Origin of the sequence: Faecalicatena fissicatena (assembly GCF_016900595.1) — a bacterium.
Classification (GTDB): domain Bacteria; phylum Bacillota; class Clostridia; order Lachnospirales; family Lachnospiraceae; genus Claveliimonas; species Claveliimonas intestinigallinarum.
Genome location: NZ_JACLYY010000004.1, coordinates 79,393 through 95,965, shown reverse-complemented (window position 1 = coordinate 95,965; position 16,573 = coordinate 79,393). Strand labels below are relative to the sequence as shown.

The window sequence follows — 16,573 nt, the reverse complement described above, 5'->3', positions numbered from 1 at the left end:
CTCTTACTTCTCCTGTTCCCTTCTTCCAAGTATGACCATGCTCACCGGCTCCACAGCGATCTCTCCCCGGGCCGGCTCCGGCTTCTCCCACCGGAAGCTGTCCTGTCCGTCAGCCAGCACTTCCCAGTCTCCCGCGGGCAGCTGGCAGTCCTCCCGCTCCTTCCGGCTGTTGTAGATCACCTGGACGGTGTCCCAGGCAGCCCTCTGGCGTCCTGAGTCCGGCTGGTTGTCCACGAAAAAGCCTACCACGCCGTCCCTGGTCCACTGGCCGTATATGCGTCTCCAGGCCTCCCGGCTCTTGTCGCACAGTCCGGGCAGCCGTTTCCTAAGGGCGATCAGTCCCCTGTAGTAGTCCACAAGCTCCCGCTCCCGCCAGGCCTTTCTCCAATCCAGACGGTTGATCTCTATGGGGGCGTTGTAGCTGTCCTCCATACCGTCCTTGGACCGGGCAAACTCCTCGCCGGACAGAAGGAAAAGCCTTCCCTGGCAGGTCATGTAGATCCCTGCAGCCAGCCGGTACTCCCGCTTCCTCAGCTCCTCGTCCGTGGTGGTCTCGGAAAGTTTGTCCCAGAGCGTCTGGTTGTCGTGGGAGGACACGTAGGTGATGATCTGGGAGGGCGCCTTGGCGCCGGAGGGTCCGTCCCCGCCGCACCAGGCCCGGACGCTGTTTAAGATGTCCGTCTCCATGCCCGGAGCTCCGTTTACAAACCCGGGTTCTTTCAGCTCCAGAGCCGATCCCTTGATGGCGTCCCTTGTATTGTCGCAGAACATCCCTGTGTTTTTGTCCAGATTGTGAATGTTCTGCTTTAATGCCTGCTCCTTTTCCTGCTCCATGGCTGTGCGGTCCGCCGCCCAGGGCTCCCCGAAGAGGATTTTCTCCCCCTTCCCGTACTTATCATCCAGAGCGGCGCGGATCCGGTTCATAAGATCCACATCCAAAAGCCCCATCAGGTCAAACCGGAACCCGTCCATATGGTACTCCTGCGCCCAGTAGAGGACGGACTCCAGAATATATTTGGCGCACATCTCCCGCTCGCTGGCCACATCGTTGCCGCAGGCGGAGCCGTTGGATGCGGTGCCGTCCTCGTTTACCCGGTAGAAATACCAGGGCACGGTCCGCTGGAACCAGGAGTCCAGAGAGTAGGTGTGGTTGTACACCACATCCATGATGACCCGGAAGCCCTGGGCGTGGAGGGACCGGATCATCTCCTTCAGCTCCCGGATGCGCACTTCCCCCCGGGAGGGGTCTGTGGAGTAAGATCCCTCCGGCACATTGTAGTTCACCGGGTCATAGCCCCAGTTGAAATCCGCCCCCTTGCCGGTCTCATCCACAGAACCGTAATCGTAGACCGGCATCAGCTGGATGTAATTCACCCCCAGCTCCTTCAGATAGGAAATACCGGTGGGATGCACGCCGTCCCCGTCCAGGGTTGTGTCCGTGTGGAGAAACGCCGTGTATTTCCCCCTGGTCTCTTCCGGAAATCCGCCGGATCTGTCCCAGGAAAACTCCTTCACATGGAGCTCGTAGATGACCGTCTCCTGCTCCAGGGCAGGCGGCCGGTCCTCCTGCCAGCCCTCCGGGTCCGTCTTCTCAAGGTCCACAACCATGCTGCGCTGCCCGTTGACCCCGCAGGCCCTTGCATAGGGATCAGCAGAAAAAACCGTACGCCCCTCCATCTGCAGAGTAAAATCATAATAAATCCCGTGTAGATTTCGCTTCGTACGGTATTCCCACACTCCCTTTTCGCACTTTTCCATAGAGTGTCTCTCAAAAGCCTCTGTCCCGCTCCCTTCCCGGTACAGGTTCAGGATTACCTGATCCGCAAAAGGGCTCCACAGGCGGAAGGCTGTTCCTTCTCTTGTGATGAGTGCGCCCAGAGACGCGCCCTCACACACATATTTTTCTTTAAATTCCTGTGTTGAATAAATGTCTTTCCACTGCCTTGCTGTCTTTCTCATCCTGCCACACCTCATACTGTAGTTTATATTTATCCTTTATGCCACACAGCTCTCTTAGCCTTTCACCGCTCCGGAAAGTCCGTCCACGTAGTATCTCTGCATGAACAGGAAGAGAGCGGCGATCGGTATGGAGATCAGCACCGCGCCTGCGGCAAAGCTTGTATACCAGCTGTCGATGTACTCCTTCTGCAGCATCTGCCACAGTCCGATGGCGATGGTGTACTGGTCCGAGTTGGCCCGGCAGATGACTTTCGCAAAAATGAAGTCCAGCCAGGGGGCCATGAAGGATGTCAGTACTGTGTAGATGATGATGGGCTTGCTCAGGGGCAGCGTGATCTTTGTGAAGATCTGCCATCTCGTACATCCGTCCAGAAGCGCCGCCTCATCCACCGCAATGGGGATGGTGTCGAAAAATCCTTTGGCAATCTGGAAGGAAAGGCCGGCTCCTCCGGAGTACACAAGGATCAGCGCAACCCGGATCAGATTGCCCTCCGTCATTCCCATGGCCTTCAGTATAAAGTACACGGCGATCATGGACATGAAGCCAGGGAACAGTCCCAGGATCATGGCCATATTCATGTACGGCTTTCTCAGCTTAAATTTCAGCCTGGACAGGCAGTAGGAAACCGCCAGCACATAGAAAGTCGAAAGGATACAGGAAAAGATGGCGATGATCAGCGTATTCATGAACATCTGCGGGAAGTTCAGAATGGATGTATCCGTAAAAAGCTTCACATAGTTATCCAGCGTAAAGGACTGGGGGAAGAAGGTGGACACGTAGGACCCCTTCTCTGCCCGGAAGCTGGTGAGGATGACCCAGATAATAGGGAACACCCAGATGACAGCCAGCACACCCAGCACCACATGGACGATGGAGTTGTTGATAAAACGTCTTCTCTTTGCAGAATGCATTTTCTGTCCTGCCATTTTCTAGAACCCTCCTTCTTCTTTGTATGATCTGCTGTTCCGGTATGTGAGCAGAGCTCCCACAGCCAGGATGATGAACGTCAGGATACCGATGACAGCGCCGATATTGTAGTACTGCTTGTCAATGGTCAGCTTGTACAGCCAGGTTACAAGCAGGTCCGTGCTTCCTGCCGTGGACGCCAGATCCGTCACCGGGTCTCCTCCCGACAGCAGGTAGATGACATTAAAGTTGTTGACGTTTCCTGTAAATGTAACGATAAGGTACGGTGTCGTCACGTACAGCATGTAGGGCAGCGTGATCTTTGTGAAAGTCTGGAACGCGTTGGCTCCGTCCACCTTTGCCGCCTCGTAGAGCTCCGCCGGAATATTCTGGAGCACACCGGTAAGCTGCAGCAGGGTGTAGGGAACACCTACCCAGATATTGACCACGATGACCGTCACACGAGCCCATGTTGGATCCGTGAAGAATGGAAGGCTGGCATCCTGGGCAATGAGGCCCAGATTTCTCAGCAGCACGTTGATGGCTCCCTCGGGCTGCAGCATAGTCCGCATGATCAGAAGGGATACGAACATAGGCACCGCACAGGAGAGCACAAAGCAGAACCTCCAGAAGCCTTTGGCCCTTGTCCCCTTCCGGTTGATCAGAAGAGACACGATCATACCGAAGATATAGTTGCTGAATGTGGCAAAGAATGCCCACACAAGAGTCCATACCAGCACAGGCCAGAATGTGCTTCCGATGATACTGCCGGAGTCAAAGAGGGCCGCGAAGTTTTCAAGCCCCACCCAGTCAAACAGCATCAGATGGTTGTCGATCTTGCTGTAGTTCGTGAACGCCATGCAGATCATAAAGATCAGCGGCAGCACGGTAAAGGCAAAGATAAATACCACCGGCGGCGTCATGAGAAGCCTGTGCAGGTTCTCGTGGAGCAGGGATTTCAGATCCTCTCTGAAATTGTTGACATGGCGCCCCTCTTTTGCCAGGCACTCCGCCTTGTAGGCGCTCCTCAAGGCTCCCCGCCATGCGCAGACCATAAGCAGCGTCAGGAGCACGGTAGCCACGCCGTACAGAAGGATCAGCACCGACTGGTCGCCCTCTGTGTATGTGTAGATCTGGTTTGCCTCATCCCACACTTCCTTCTGGGGTACGGAACCCAGGGAGGGGAGCATGGCCAGAAAGCCGGCCCCGTTTACCACCATAAACACAATGTATGCCACTTCCACGGCCAGATAGATCAGTCCTTTTATGATCTGTCCGTGCATAATATTTCCAAATCCCATGAGGACCATGGAGAGCTTTGTCTCCATACCGCCCTCTCTGATGGCTCTCGTACATGTATAGGGAGTCGGAAAATCATTTACTTTCTTTTTTATAATTCCCATCCTCGTCACCTCATTGCCTTCTGTTATGAAATTCCATCACTATTCATTGCATCGTTCATCTCTTCGGTCTGCTCCGCTGCATTGTCGTGGGTAATGTTTCCGTTTCGGATACCCTTGCCCATGTTCTCCACAGGCGTCCAGCAGTTGTTCATCTTAGACACAAAAGGCTGAAGGATGGACGTGTTTTCAAATGTATTGTTCTGGGCAGCCACAAGCTCGTCCCCGGCAAAATCCGGCTGCTCCAGCAGTTCCGTGTGGCAGGGGATGACGCTGCACATCTCGTAGTGTGCCTGCTGCGCCTCCTCAGATCCAAGGAACACAGCCAGCTCGATGGCCGCCACCATGTTGTCGCAGTTGGGATTGACACCGATGGCCTTGGATCCGGCGTAAGCCATCATCTGCACTTCTTTCCCGTTCAGTGTGTAGGTGGGAAGGGAGGCAACTCCCATATTGTCCCCCAGCGCTTCCTTCACCGCGTTGGCGTCCCATGAGCCGGAGAACATGGCGTTGATGCTGCCGTCGCGGAGCCCCGCGATACCGGAACCGTCGGCATCGATCCGGAAATTCGGATGGCTCTCCAGATCGATCAGATAATCCGTCACTTCCTGTGCTTTCTCACCGCCAAAATCCACCCCTGCGTCCTCGTCTGTTCCGTCCCCGAACAGGGTACAGCCGTTGCCGATATAGAAGGCCGGCAGATACCAGGAGTTTGTGAAGGGGAAGGATACTACTCCCTTCTCCAGCATGGTGTCAAGGTTCTTGATATCCTCCTCGGAAAATACCGATTTGTCGTAGTACATGAACCATGTGTTGGTGGTGAAAGGCACGCCGTAGAGGTTGGCGTCCATGGTAAGGGAAGCGATAACCTCCTCCGAGTTGTTTGACTCGATCTCATCTCTGTACTTTCCGCCGAATTTCGCCAGTGCATTGGCGTCCGTCATGGTGGTCAACGTGTCGTTGGCGAACATGAACACATCCGCGCTGGCCTCCGGGTCCTGTGACACCTGCCCGGCAGCGCTGGCCTCGTCGGCCACACCGTAGACAAATGTAATGTCCCACTCAGGATGCTCATCGGCAAACCTCTCGCACATTGTCTGAAGCCATTCTCCGCTGTCCTTTGACTGGTCGTTGGACGGAGACCATACCATAAGCCGGACCTTCTCCGCGCCATCGGAAGCATCCTCTCCCGAGGCGGCGCATCCGGTCAGTCCTGCCAGCAGCCCTGCTGTGAGCAGCAGAGCCAACCCTCTTTTCATCATCACTTCATCTCCATTTCTTTAAAAGTTTCGTATTGTTTCGTTCTTTTAACAGCATACTCTGTTTGGCTCACCTCGTCAACAAAAATATTGTGTGTTTTCTTTGAATTGTATGTTTTTCATAGATTGCGTTCCAGATTTTTATGCATTTTCACAATATGTCTTATCCTCTCTTTTCTAAACTTACCGAAACTTGTTGTATTTTTACGCAATATCACATTGATTTCCCCAAAACTTTCCTCTATAATAAATATATCTATTTCCACATAAGAGGGGGGCCGGAAAAATGGCTACAATACAGGATATTGCCGACAGGCTGGGGATTTCCAAGGGAACAGTGTCCAAAGCTCTCAACGGTGCATCCGACATCAGCGAAACTTTACAAAAAAGTGTACTGGAGACAGCGGTGGAGATGGGATACTCCAAACTGCGCCGCCCCGGCGGCGTCCGGAAGCTCTGCATCCTTATAGAGAATATGGAATACCAGGAACCCCACCAGTTCGGCTACGAGATCATCCTGGGCTTCCGGCAGATGGCAGAGCCGGCAGGCTACACAGTAGATATCGTCCCGGTGACAGAAAAGCTGCAGAAAAGCTCCTCCTACGACGCCTTCATGCTGAAGAACGATTACCTGGGCTCTTTTGTTCTGGGATTTTCCTTAAGTGATCCCTGGATGAAGGACTTCCACACAAGCCACACCTCCACTGTCCTCTACGACAACTACGTCATGGCCAATCCCCACATCGCCTATGTGGGAATTGACAACAACGAGGGCATGGAGCTGGCAGTGGCCCATCTGAAGAAGCTGGGACACAAGAAGATCGGATACTTAAGCCACGCTCTGGGCTCCCACATCATGCAGGTGCGTCACAAGGCCTTCTTCGCAGCCCTCCGCCAGAACGGTCTGAAGACGGATCCCACCTGCGCCGGGGCTTCCTACTACACCTCCCAGTGCATGGAGAAACATCTACCCCGCCTTTTGAAGATGGGCGTCACAGCCGTCATCTGCAGCCACGATCAGATCGCCAACGCGGCTCTTGTGCAGTGCCAGCAGATGGGCCTTAAGGTTCCCGCCGATGTGAGCATCATCGGCTTTGACGACCTTCCCATCTGTGCCTACACCTCCCCGCCCCTCACCACCGTGCGCCAGGAGCGGGTACAGCTTGGGAAAAGCGGCTACTACGCCCTGGAGAGCCTGATGAACCATGTGGCTATCGGCACTCTGCTGCTCCACGCCCGCCTGGTGGTGAGGAGCTCAACAGACACAGCCAGAAAAAAGACGAATCCCGCCGAGTAGGATCCGCCTTTTTTCATTATGATTACACTATTTTTCACTATTTTTCAGAGTGTCTTCTCTTACATCAGCTCCGGGATGTTCCAAGAAGCGAAGCCCGTATGTCGCGCTCCAGCTTCTCCAGCTCGGCCTCCGCCTCCTGCCGTTTCCTGCGGCCCTCCTGCTGGATGCGGACCGCCTCGCTCATGGTGCTGATCAGGTTCTCGTTCGCCTTCTTCAGCGTCGCGATATCCACGATGCTCCGCTCCGACTCCCTCGCCACGTCCAGGGTATTCTGCCTGAGCTTCTCCGAGTTCTGCAAAAGGAGCTGGTTCGTCGTGTCCGTGATATTCCGCTGCAGCTTCAGGGCCTCCTGCTGCCGGTACAGCCCCAGCGCCATGACCATCTGGCTCTTCCACAAAGGGATAGTCTCCTGGATCGCCGTCTGGATCTTGTCAGCCAGAAGCTTGTCATTGTTCTGCACGAGCCGGAGCTGGGGAGCCGTCTGGATGGCGATGGTACGGCTCGTCTTCAGATCGTGGATCTTCTTCTCAAACTGGTTCACCGTGTCCTCAAAGTCCCGGACGATCTGGGCGTTCATGGGATCGCCGCTCCTCTCGGCCTCGGCCCGCAGGGAGGGGAGCGTCTGTTCCCGCAGCTCCTGCAGCTTCTCCTCTCCGGCCGCAATGTAGAGCTGAAGCTGCCGGAAGTAGGACAGGTTTTTCTCATACATGGCGTCCAGCATGCCAATGTCTTTGAGCATCTCCATCCGGGCCTCCTCCAGTTTGCCCTCGATCCTGTCCACCTGGACTTCCAGCTTCTCGTACTGCATGAGGAATTTCTTCACTTTGGACTCCGCCTTCTTAAAAAGGCCCATGATCCCGCCCTCTTTCTCCAGGGAGTCAAAGTCCAGTCCCTCCACATTGGCGATAAGCCCGGTCATCAGCTCTCCCACATATCCTGTGTCCTTTGCGCGGACGTTATTCAGGATATTCTCGGAGAAATCCGCGATGTTCTGCTTCGCCCCGGCGCCGTACTGCATCAGCATCTGGGAGTCCGTCAAGTCGATCTGCTCCTTCAGCTCCTCCACCTTGCGCCTCTCCTCCGGCGTGAGCGAAGTGATCTGCTCCTTCAGGGCGGCCGGCGTCTCCTCCGCCGGTGCATCCTCCGCCTGTCCTCTCTGCTTTCTCAACATATCCAGGGTTATCTCTGCCATAGCCATTCTTTCCTTTCTGTTATTTTCGCAGGCCCTTTACCGGAGCCCGTCTATGATCCGGCGCATCACATCGTAGGAGGGCACCTGCGCCACCTGAGTGATATTGTCAGCGATGCCCGGCACGCCGAGCTCCTTGTCCGATATCTCATAGTTTCCCGTGCGGAAACCGTGCTTTTCCCACGCCAGCTTCTGCACCTCTTCATCCTGCAGTCCCCGGATCAGGGTCTTCCCCGCATCGTCCAGAGCGATCAGCACATGGGCGGACCACACGGTAGGAGCCGGGTAGAGCACGACGATGTCGTCCCGGACCGCCTCGTACTCGTCCGGGTGCAGCATGGCGTACTCGATGATCTGGCTCTCGTACCCCGCCGCGATGGGGGTGGCTCCCACGCCCATCCGCAGGAACTGGTCAAACAGGTCCGAGGAGGACGTCTCCATGTAGCCAAGCTTTCCGAAGATCGCCTGGAGCTGGGGCAGGATCTCGTCCACCTTCTCCGGGCTCAGCGTCTGTCCCCCGTTCAGCACATCCGCCAGAAGGGCCGCGAACATATTGCCCGAGTTGGAGCGGGCCGGATCCGTGGTATCCACCGAGACCGTACCGTACAGCTCCGGCACGCCGATGTCCGCCCAGGCCGTATCATTCTGGATCAGCTCCACCAGCTTCGCCATATCGACATAGTTTACGTCCCCGTCCTTCGTGATCAGCCCCTGGCTGTCAAAGGCGTCCAGCACGATCTTATGGGTGTAGAGGACAATGGGCGTGTTGAGGAGGATCTCGCTCTGGACCGGGCTGCCGTGGAGCTCCTCATAGTACTCCAGTGCGATGCTGCTGGACGGGAAGAGATAATTTCTCCCCTCCAGGTCCGCTGTCATCATGTCGAGGGAGCCCGCCTTGGAGTAGTCCACCTCCAGTCCGTATTTCTCTCCCAGGATGGACAGCACCTCCTCATCTTCCAGGAACCCGATCTTCTCGCCCCCCACATAGCCGGATACCGCTGTCTTTGGCTTTGTCTTCCCTGTTTCCTTCTCTTTGCCGTCCCCCGAACCGCCCGTCAGGAGGTAGATGCCTCCCACAGCCGCCATCACGCAGATCAGCAAAACAAGTCCTATGATCTTCTTCCTCATGTACTACACTCCTGTCTCCTTTTCGTTTCCCTGGCCGTCCCTTCCCTTATCACGGCCCTCCTCCTGCCGCACCTCGTACCCCTCCGAGCGGAGCGTCTGCCTGAGCAGGTTCAGGTCAGCCTCCATATCCATCAGTTCGTTCTGCATCAGTTTCTGGAACTGCATCCGGAAGGCGTCCTTGAGCGTCAGGACCGCCTCCGCTGTGTTCTGAAAGATCTTCTCCGACTCGTCAGTGAGGAGCCTGGTGTCCTGGAGCTCCACATAGTTCTCCAGCACGTTGGCCGCCGTCTCCTGGTAGTAGTCGATGTAGCGTCTGGCGGACGGGATCTTCCTCGGGTTGTCGGTCAGGAATTTCAGGATGTTTCCCGCAATGTCGATCAGTTCGGACGCGGACTGGCGCAGGCCCGGCGCCTGGATCCTGTCCGCCGCCTCCCGCATCCGCCGGTAATCGCGCCCCGCCTCCTGCAGCCTTTCATGGAGTACCTCCCCGTTGCCCAGCTTCTCGATATCGATCCGCCCGATCCGCCTCACCGGGCGCAGCACCAGGAGGAACCCGGCGTAGGACACAAGGGAGAGCCCCATACACAGAAGCATGTTCCACCCAAGCCCCACAAGAAGTGCGGCGAAAAGCAGAAGCGCCAGGACGGCAGAGACAGCGATGCTTACGATTTCTTTCCATTTATCTTTCATATTGCTAATTATATCCTTTCACACTGCGGAAGGCCTCTGTCAGATCCTGCGTCCCATCAAAGACCCGGCCTCCCGTTGCTTCTGCCAGTTCCTCCAGCTGCGTGGGATCCGCCGTCCCGAAGGTGATGGAGAACACCGGTACATCGATCCCCAGGGTATCCCAGGCCTCCTGGAACGTCTGGTAATTGTAGTCCGACACGCCGTCCGTCATCAGGATGATGGCAGGCGTATACTTTTCCAGGTCGTAGGACGACGCCTCAGCCAGAGCCTGCGCCGCCGCGTTGTAGATATCCGTGCCGCCTGCGATCTGGAAGTCCGCCACCTTCTGGTAGAGCTGCGCCAGAGCCTCGTCGGAGTCGTCCGCCGCCCGCTCTATATCCAGGATCGTGTTGTCAAAGAAGATCACCTCGTTGACCTCCCCCGCATTCGCCTGCAGGAAATTCCTGCTGGCATTTTCCTGCAGCAGAATCTGGGACATGGCGTCTTTGAGCTGAGCCTCCCCGGTCCCCTCCATGCTGCCGGAGAAATCCAGGCAGTAGATGTTGAGGGAGGGCTTCTTAAAGCTTGTCTGGTACAGGTTCAGCGCCTCCATCAGCACGTCTGCGTCCGGCATCTGGATGGGCGAGAGGATCCGCTCCGTGTCAACGCCCCACTCTTCGTTAAAAACATCCTTATTCTCATCCGAGACGCCGTTCGCGCTGATGCGCCGGCCGGTCGCCTCGATCTCACTCTGGGCCTCCTTCGACAGCAGATACTGCTGCACAGCCTGGAACGCCTCCTCCTTCTGGCTGTCCCCGTGATCCACATACCCGAGGGGCGAGTCCGCGATGGACAGGCCGTCGTAGGGGTAGACGATATAGAGCGGCTCTTTTCCCTCGCTCTCCAACTGCCGGTTGGCGTCAATGATCAGGCACTCGTAGTTGACCATGGCGTCGTAGTCCTCCTTGAGGAACAGGTCCTTCAGCCAGTCGGAGCTGCCGGAGCTGCGCTCCACGCCGCCAAGAAGTTCCGTGATGTCAGCCCGTAGCTGCTCCCCCTGAAGGTCTTCCGCCGTCATGCCCTCCTGCTTGCCCAGAAGCGCGTACAGGAAACCTATGTAGGCGCTGGCCCCGGAGTTGGACTGGGTGGCGCTCGTCATACAGAAGCTCATCTTTCCACCCTGTATGGCGGCCAGGATGTCTTTCACAGAGACGTCTTTCCCCTTAAATCCCAGCTCCTCCGCCAGGCTATCCCGGATGCCGAAGACCACCGGCGTCATGGAGATGGACTGACTGTGCTTCACCAGGTGGTCCACATCCCCCATGGACAGCCAGATACTGCTGGCCGGCCAGACGGCGTCATACTCTTCTGCGCCGTTCTCCAGAGCCCGCATGATATCTACAGAGCCCTTGTAGTCCATCTCGATCTCCACGCCAGTTGCCTGGCTGCACTCGTCTATCACCGCCTCCAGCTCCTCGTTCTCCGATCCGGACAGGATGCGGATCGTCCCGTCCGCCTTCATGATCTCAGCGGACGCATCCCGCTCCTTCTCTTCCGTCTTCGCCTCACCCGGCGAGCCCGCGCATCCTGTGAGCAGGAGAGCAAAAGCCAGGAATAAGGTCAGAGCTGTTCCAAATTTTCTTTTCCTCATAAGACAATTCCTTTCTTCGACCTGCGCGGCACATGCCGCTGTTTGATCCTTCTGTCTCTATTTTCCTTCATTTTGCGCATTTGCTCTATCAACTCCGGGTAAAATCTACGTAAATTCCCTGTTAAGAGCGCGGCTCCTCATGTAGGATTTCTACATCCGCGCATGGATTTACCTGGAGTTTACGCATTTTTTCGCAAACTCTCATCCCGACTTAATATTCGTCCTGTATAGTAACTCTGGAAATTTTGTATCCGAAAAAGGAGGAAAGAATCCTATGAGAAGAAAATGGCACAAAGGCGCCGCCATCACGCTGGCAGCCGCCATGCTCTGCGCGCAGGGCGCTCCGGTATCCGTCCTGGCCGAGGACAATGTCCAGGCAGACGAGACCGTCACCCCGGACGCGGGGACCGCCAAGACAGATGCGGAGGCAGCGGAAAACGGCAGCACCGCACAGGACGCGGCGGAAACCGAAGGCATGGATGCGGAAACATCCGAAGCAGACGAGACCGTTCCTGAAGAAAGAACAGAACGTACACAGGAGACTACAGCCTCTCCAGCCACAGACGCAAATACACTCCAGACACCGGCCGCAAATAGCGGCAACACGGTAGAATACCTGACGCTCCAGCCGGGGGAGACCAGCACTTCCGTGAACCTGAACTGGTACGCGCCGGATGGGACAGAAAAGGCACAGGTAAAATTCGGTGATAAAACTGTTGAAGCCACTGTTCGCGAGCTTACAGCGCCCACAAAGCTGGATACAGGCAAGTACACCGACACCGGAAAGATGGTCTGTGAGGCTACGGTCACAGGGCTGTCCGCAGGCACGGAATATACGTATCAGATCTCGTATGACAATGGTCAGACCTGGTCTGAGACACACACCTACACTACACCGGCGGCCGACAGCTTCAAATTCGGCTTCACCAGTGACCCGCAGATCAAAGAAGACCAGTCTCATGATGATCAGGGCTGGAACTCTTCGGATGGCACAAACCAGACCGGCTGGGCGACCATGATGGAGAAACTGGCGTCAGAGGGCGTCAGCCTTGTAGTATCCGCCGGGGACCAGGTGGAGGATCAGAGCTGGGGCAAATCCAGCGAGTACGCCGCCTTCTTCGCCCCGGAGGAGATGTCATCCATCGCTTATGCGCCGGCAGTGGGCAACCACGACCGCCACTACATGTTCGAGGACCACTTCAACCTGCCCAACGAGATGTCTGTGGAAGGCGTGGATGAGAACGGCGCGCTCACCCAGGTAAAGACCACCTTCCGGGGACAGAACAACGGCACAAGCCAGAGCCACGGCAACTATATCCAGGCGACAGCGGATGAGATCGCAAACGGCTCCGGGTCCAACGGCGTAACCCCAAATGCAGAGGGGCAGTATGACTTTGCGGAGCGCCGGGAGATGGAGACAAAGGGCAACTACTATTATCTCTATGACAATGTGCTCTTCGTCACCCTGAACACAGGCGCTTATCCGGGAGGGAACGATGAGGAGAATGCAGGAAACGCCAGTGTGCCCAGCGCAGCCAAAGATAACTCCGAGGCTAAGGCCATGGTGGACAACTTCCGCACCACCATGAACGCAGCCGTCAGCGAATACGCGGGCCAGTATCAGTGGCTGATCGTGACCCACCACAAATCCACCCAGACCGTGGCCAAGCATGCGGCGGACTCTGACATTGAGAACTACGTGGACGCGGGCTTCGAGAAGGTGATGGACGAGTTTGACGTAGATTTTGTCCTGGGCGGACACGACCACGTCTACTCCAGAAGCTACGTGCTCAAGGACGGCCAGCGGAATGCGGAGCGCCTGGACAGCTATCACGATCCGGACGGCACCATCTACCTGACCGGCAACTGCTGCTCCGACATGCAGTACTACACTCCCTTCGCTTCCGTCGACAAAGCGAACAATGCGGACTATCCGGTCCTTGCGGACGGAACGACAGGTTCCCAGGAATATCTGAAGGGCAAGCTCCCCATCGGCAACCAGGAGTGGAACCAGGAGTACAGCCCCAGCTACGCTGTATTCGATGTGACAGGGAATGAGATTTCCGTCCATGTATACAATCTTGCCGGAGACAGCGCCTCTCCGGACAGCGAGCTCATCGACTCCTTCAGCGTGACGAAGAACGCAGACGGCGGAGCAAAAACGGCAGGCGCCGAGAACGGAAAGACTTCCGCATCCCTGAACCTGACACAGGAAGGCCGCTACGATGCGGGCATGACAAACGCAGACGGCGGTGTCATGGAGATCGTGGACTACAATACGGCAACCGGATGGGCCTACGCCATCAACGGACAGACCGGCAACCTGACCGCCATCCCCATGAAGACGCTGGCAGCGGGCGAGACCGTGGATCTGCTGGATGGCAATGATATCGATGTGAAATCCATGATCGAAGCGGAGTGCGAGGGCTTTACATACGGCGACATGACCTCCGTGGTGGTCTCAGCGGACGGCACGAAACTTGCAGCGGCTATCCAGGCCGAAGGATATGCGGACAGCGGCCGCGTGGCGCTCTTCACCTGCAATGAGGACGGAACCCTTACATTTGAAAAAGCCTATGAGACAGGCGCGCAGCCGGATATGGTGACATTCACGCCGGACGACAGCCGGATCCTGACGGCGAACGAAGGCGAACCAAGAGAGGGATACGCAGAAGGAGCGACCGACCCGGCGGGAACCGTGACGGTGATCTCTCTTGCAGACGGCAAGGCAGTGAATGTCGGCTTCGAGGCATATGACAGTGCGGAGGCAAGACAGGCTCTCACAGATGCGGGGATCGTTCTGAAAAAGGGAGCTGTTCCGTCCAAAGACCTGGAGCCGGAATATATCGCAGCGGGAAATAGCACGGCATACGTGACGCTGCAGGAGGCCAACGCCATCGCGGCCATCGACCTGAACAGCCTTAAAGTGACAGGCATCTACTCCGCAGGCTATGAAGACTACAGCACTGTACCGGTCGATATTGACAAAAAGGATGAGGCTTATGATCCAAAAACCTACGACTCCCTGCGCGGCATCCGCATGCCGGACAGCATCGCGCTCTACTCTGTGGGCGGCACAGACTATGTTGTAACGGCAAACGAGGGGGACTCCAGAGAGTGGGGCGACTATCTCAACGAAGTGGAGAGAAACTTCAAGGATGGCGAGACCTCCCCGACAGGAAAGATCACGGCGGACAACAGCGGACTGACAGGGAAAGTGGTATTCTTCGACAGCAGCGATTACGACGGGCTGGATGCGAACCTGGACTACCTCTTCGGCGGGCGCTCCTTCACGGTATACAAAGCGGACGGAAACGGCCTGACCGAGGTGTTTGACAGCGGTAGCGACTTCGAGGCAAAGACAGCGGTCTATGTGCCGGAGAACTTCAACTGCTCCAACGACGATAAGTCGATCGATGACCGCTCCGGAAAGAAGGGACCCGAGTCCGAGAGCGTGACACTCGGGACTGTCGGAGAGAAAACCTATGCGTTCGTGGGACTTGAGAGAGTCGGCGGCGTGATGGTCTACGACATCACAGACCCGGCACACATCAGCTTTGCAAACTACATCAATTCCAGAGACTACAGCGAGGATATCGCAGGCGACAACTCGCCGGAGGGGCTGTGCTTCATCCCGGCAGGCGAGAGCTGGGACGGAAACGCTTATCTGGTGGCTGCATGCGAGGTGTCCGGCACAGTCGCCGTCTACAGCGCTGCCGCCAACACAGCCTATGATCCCGGCACAGGAAACCCGGATGACGGGCAAAAGCCCGGAGACGGCGAGGATGAGAACCCTGATGACGGGCAGAAGCCAGGAACAGGCGGCGAGGATCAAAAGCCCGGCACAGCCGATAGCCAGGCAGGCGGGCAGAACACTTCCGGAAAGAAAGCGGCAAGGACCGGAGACAGCAGCAATTACACACTTTATCTGCTGCTGGCACTGGCAGCGGCAGGTTCTGCCACTGCTGTCATCGTGATCCGCCGCAGAAAAGCACAGTAAAAAGCAAACGCCCTCCCGGAGGACAGAACAGACAAAGTCAAAGCGTGGGCTGGCACGGATAGAAACCCGTGCCAGCCCACGCTTTTTCACTATTTTCTCTTTGTGAACAGCACATCGTGGTTGATCTCGGTGTAGAACTCCCGCTTCACCCGCGCATAGCCGGGCACGCCCCGCCCCATCAGCCACATCATCTTGGTGATCACCGCTTCCAGGGTCATGTCGTAGGCCTCCAGGAGCTCAAAATCCTGCTTGACCTGTTTCCCAACCTCGTAGACCGTCATGTTGCTTCCCTCCTTGGCCACCTGGGTAGCCATGACCACGTACTTGCCCCTGTCCTTCCACTTCTCCATCTCCTCGTAGAAGACAGGCAGGAGGGTCTGGGGGATGCCGCCTACGCCGAAGCTCTCGATGACGACGCAGTCATAGTGCTCGAACAGCCAGGGCAGGATGTCTCCCCGCAGCCCCGGGACCAGCTTCAGCACACAGACGCTGTCCTTCAGGTCATAGAAGAACTCCGGCACGCCGGCGCAGGGCTCCTCCCTGATGTAGCGCACCAGAAGACCGTCCTGGATCACCGCCAGGTAGGGGAAGTTGATACTGGAGAAGGCGTCATAGCTCTTGGCCCTTTCCTTCTTGGCCCGTGTACCGGCGATGACCTTCCCGTCGAAGACGATGCTCACATTCCGGGAACCATCGTCCGCCGCATAGATGAAGCTGTCCAGCAGGTTGGTCCTGGCGTCCGTCACATCCATGCAGATGGGCTTCTGGGCCCCGGTGATGACGATGGGCTTCTCCGAGTTGCGTATCATGTACGAGAGAGCCGCCGCCGTGTAGGCCAGGGTGTCGGTGCCGTGGCAGATCACAAATCCGTCAAACCTCTCATAGTTTTCCTCCACGGTGCGCGCCAGCAGCTTCCAGTGCTCCGGCGTCACGTTGGTGCTGTCCAGGCTGCACACCTGGATGGCCTCCACCTGGCAGATGTCCCGCACCGCCGGTATATAGCGGAGGATATCTTCCGTCCCCAGCCCCGGGCGCAGGCCCTGCTCTGTATGAGTGGAGGCGATGGTCCCTCCGGTTCCGATCATCAGGATCTTTTTCATCGATATGGCTCCTG

Annotated in this window: 11 protein-coding genes; 2 read left to right on the top strand and 9 right to left on the bottom strand. The window is 56.8% G+C overall.

Features of this window, described 5'->3' with window-relative positions:
• Window positions 1–3: 3 nt before the first annotated feature.
• Genes pulA through H7U36_RS05435 form a run of 4 tightly spaced genes read right to left on the bottom strand, consistent with a single transcriptional unit; the run spans window position 4 to window position 5,525 of the window.
• Window positions 4–1,959: a type I pullulanase gene (gene pulA, locus H7U36_RS05450; RefSeq protein ID WP_191493972.1), complete on the bottom strand. Its 1,956-nt coding sequence runs from the start codon at window positions 1,957–1,959 to the stop codon at window positions 4–6.
• A gap of 54 nt (window positions 1,960–2,013) precedes the next feature.
• On the bottom strand, window positions 2,014–2,886 hold the full coding sequence (locus H7U36_RS05445) for a sugar ABC transporter permease (protein WP_191493971.1): 873 nt from the start codon (window positions 2,884–2,886) through the stop codon (window positions 2,014–2,016).
• Window positions 2,887–2,889: 3 nt separating this feature from the next.
• Window positions 2,890–4,269, bottom strand: coding sequence for a carbohydrate ABC transporter permease (locus H7U36_RS05440; protein WP_191493970.1), 1,380 nt, complete (start codon window positions 4,267–4,269; stop codon window positions 2,890–2,892).
• Between the two features lie 23 nt (window positions 4,270–4,292).
• Complete coding sequence (locus tag H7U36_RS05435) at window positions 4,293–5,525, bottom strand: extracellular solute-binding protein (protein ID WP_408610351.1); 1,233 nt, start codon at window positions 5,523–5,525, stop codon at window positions 4,293–4,295.
• A 286-nt stretch (window positions 5,526–5,811) separates the two neighbouring features.
• Between H7U36_RS05435 and H7U36_RS05430 the strand changes: the two genes are divergently transcribed.
• Complete coding sequence (locus H7U36_RS05430; RefSeq protein ID WP_191428098.1) at window positions 5,812–6,822, top strand: LacI family DNA-binding transcriptional regulator; 1,011 nt, start codon at window positions 5,812–5,814, stop codon at window positions 6,820–6,822.
• A gap of 64 nt (window positions 6,823–6,886) precedes the next feature.
• On the opposite strand, the gene H7U36_RS05425 is transcribed toward H7U36_RS05430, so the two are convergent.
• From H7U36_RS05425 to H7U36_RS05410, 4 genes are read right to left on the bottom strand one after another with little or no spacing between them, the layout of a single operon-like run.
• On the bottom strand, window positions 6,887–8,014 hold the full coding sequence (locus H7U36_RS05425) for a toxic anion resistance protein (protein ID WP_205155780.1): 1,128 nt from the start codon (window positions 8,012–8,014) through the stop codon (window positions 6,887–6,889).
• A gap of 36 nt (window positions 8,015–8,050) precedes the next feature.
• Window positions 8,051–9,139, bottom strand: a complete 1,089-nt coding sequence (locus tag H7U36_RS05420) for a substrate-binding domain-containing protein (protein ID WP_205155779.1) — start codon at window positions 9,137–9,139, stop codon at window positions 8,051–8,053.
• A 3-nt stretch (window positions 9,140–9,142) separates the two neighbouring features.
• The gene (locus H7U36_RS05415; protein WP_033124441.1) at window positions 9,143–9,829 is read right to left on the bottom strand and encodes a 5-bromo-4-chloroindolyl phosphate hydrolysis family protein; all 687 of its coding nucleotides are present in this window, start codon (window positions 9,827–9,829) and stop codon (window positions 9,143–9,145) included.
• Window positions 9,830–9,833: 4 nt separating this feature from the next.
• The gene (locus H7U36_RS05410; RefSeq protein ID WP_205155778.1) at window positions 9,834–11,459 is read right to left on the bottom strand and encodes a VWA domain-containing protein; all 1,626 of its coding nucleotides are present in this window, start codon (window positions 11,457–11,459) and stop codon (window positions 9,834–9,836) included.
• A 274-nt stretch (window positions 11,460–11,733) separates the two neighbouring features.
• On the opposite strand from H7U36_RS05410, the gene H7U36_RS05405 reads away from it, so the two are divergent.
• Complete coding sequence (locus tag H7U36_RS05405; RefSeq protein ID WP_243426700.1) at window positions 11,734–15,459, top strand: choice-of-anchor I family protein; 3,726 nt, start codon at window positions 11,734–11,736, stop codon at window positions 15,457–15,459.
• Between the two features lie 89 nt (window positions 15,460–15,548).
• Here the strand turns inward: H7U36_RS05405 and H7U36_RS05400 are convergent, their stop codons facing one another.
• Window positions 15,549–16,559: an asparaginase gene (locus H7U36_RS05400; protein ID WP_191428103.1), complete on the bottom strand. Its 1,011-nt coding sequence runs from the start codon at window positions 16,557–16,559 to the stop codon at window positions 15,549–15,551.
• Between the last annotated feature and the right edge of the window lie 14 nt (window positions 16,560–16,573).

Coding starts and splice junctions, on each gene's coding strand:
- pulA (WP_191493972.1), bottom strand. CDS start 1,959: ATGAGAAAGACAGCAAGGCAGTGGAAAGACATTTATTCAACACAGGAA.
- H7U36_RS05445 (WP_191493971.1), bottom strand. CDS start 2,886: ATGGCAGGACAGAAAATGCATTCTGCAAAGAGAAGACGTTTTATCAAC.
- H7U36_RS05440 (WP_191493970.1), bottom strand. CDS start 4,269: ATGGGAATTATAAAAAAGAAAGTAAATGATTTTCCGACTCCCTATACA.
- H7U36_RS05435 (WP_408610351.1), bottom strand. CDS start 5,525: ATGAAAAGAGGGTTGGCTCTGCTGCTCACAGCAGGGCTGCTGGCAGGA.
- H7U36_RS05430 (WP_191428098.1), top strand. CDS start 5,812: ATGGCTACAATACAGGATATTGCCGACAGGCTGGGGATTTCCAAGGGA.
- H7U36_RS05425 (WP_205155780.1), bottom strand. CDS start 8,014: ATGGCAGAGATAACCCTGGATATGTTGAGAAAGCAGAGAGGACAGGCG.
- H7U36_RS05420 (WP_205155779.1), bottom strand. CDS start 9,139: ATGAGGAAGAAGATCATAGGACTTGTTTTGCTGATCTGCGTGATGGCG.
- H7U36_RS05415 (WP_033124441.1), bottom strand. CDS start 9,829: ATGAAAGATAAATGGAAAGAAATCGTAAGCATCGCTGTCTCTGCCGTC.
- H7U36_RS05410 (WP_205155778.1), bottom strand. CDS start 11,459: ATGAGGAAAAGAAAATTTGGAACAGCTCTGACCTTATTCCTGGCTTTT.
- H7U36_RS05405 (WP_243426700.1), top strand. CDS start 11,734: ATGAGAAGAAAATGGCACAAAGGCGCCGCCATCACGCTGGCAGCCGCC.
- H7U36_RS05400 (WP_191428103.1), bottom strand. CDS start 16,559: ATGAAAAAGATCCTGATGATCGGAACCGGAGGGACCATCGCCTCCACT.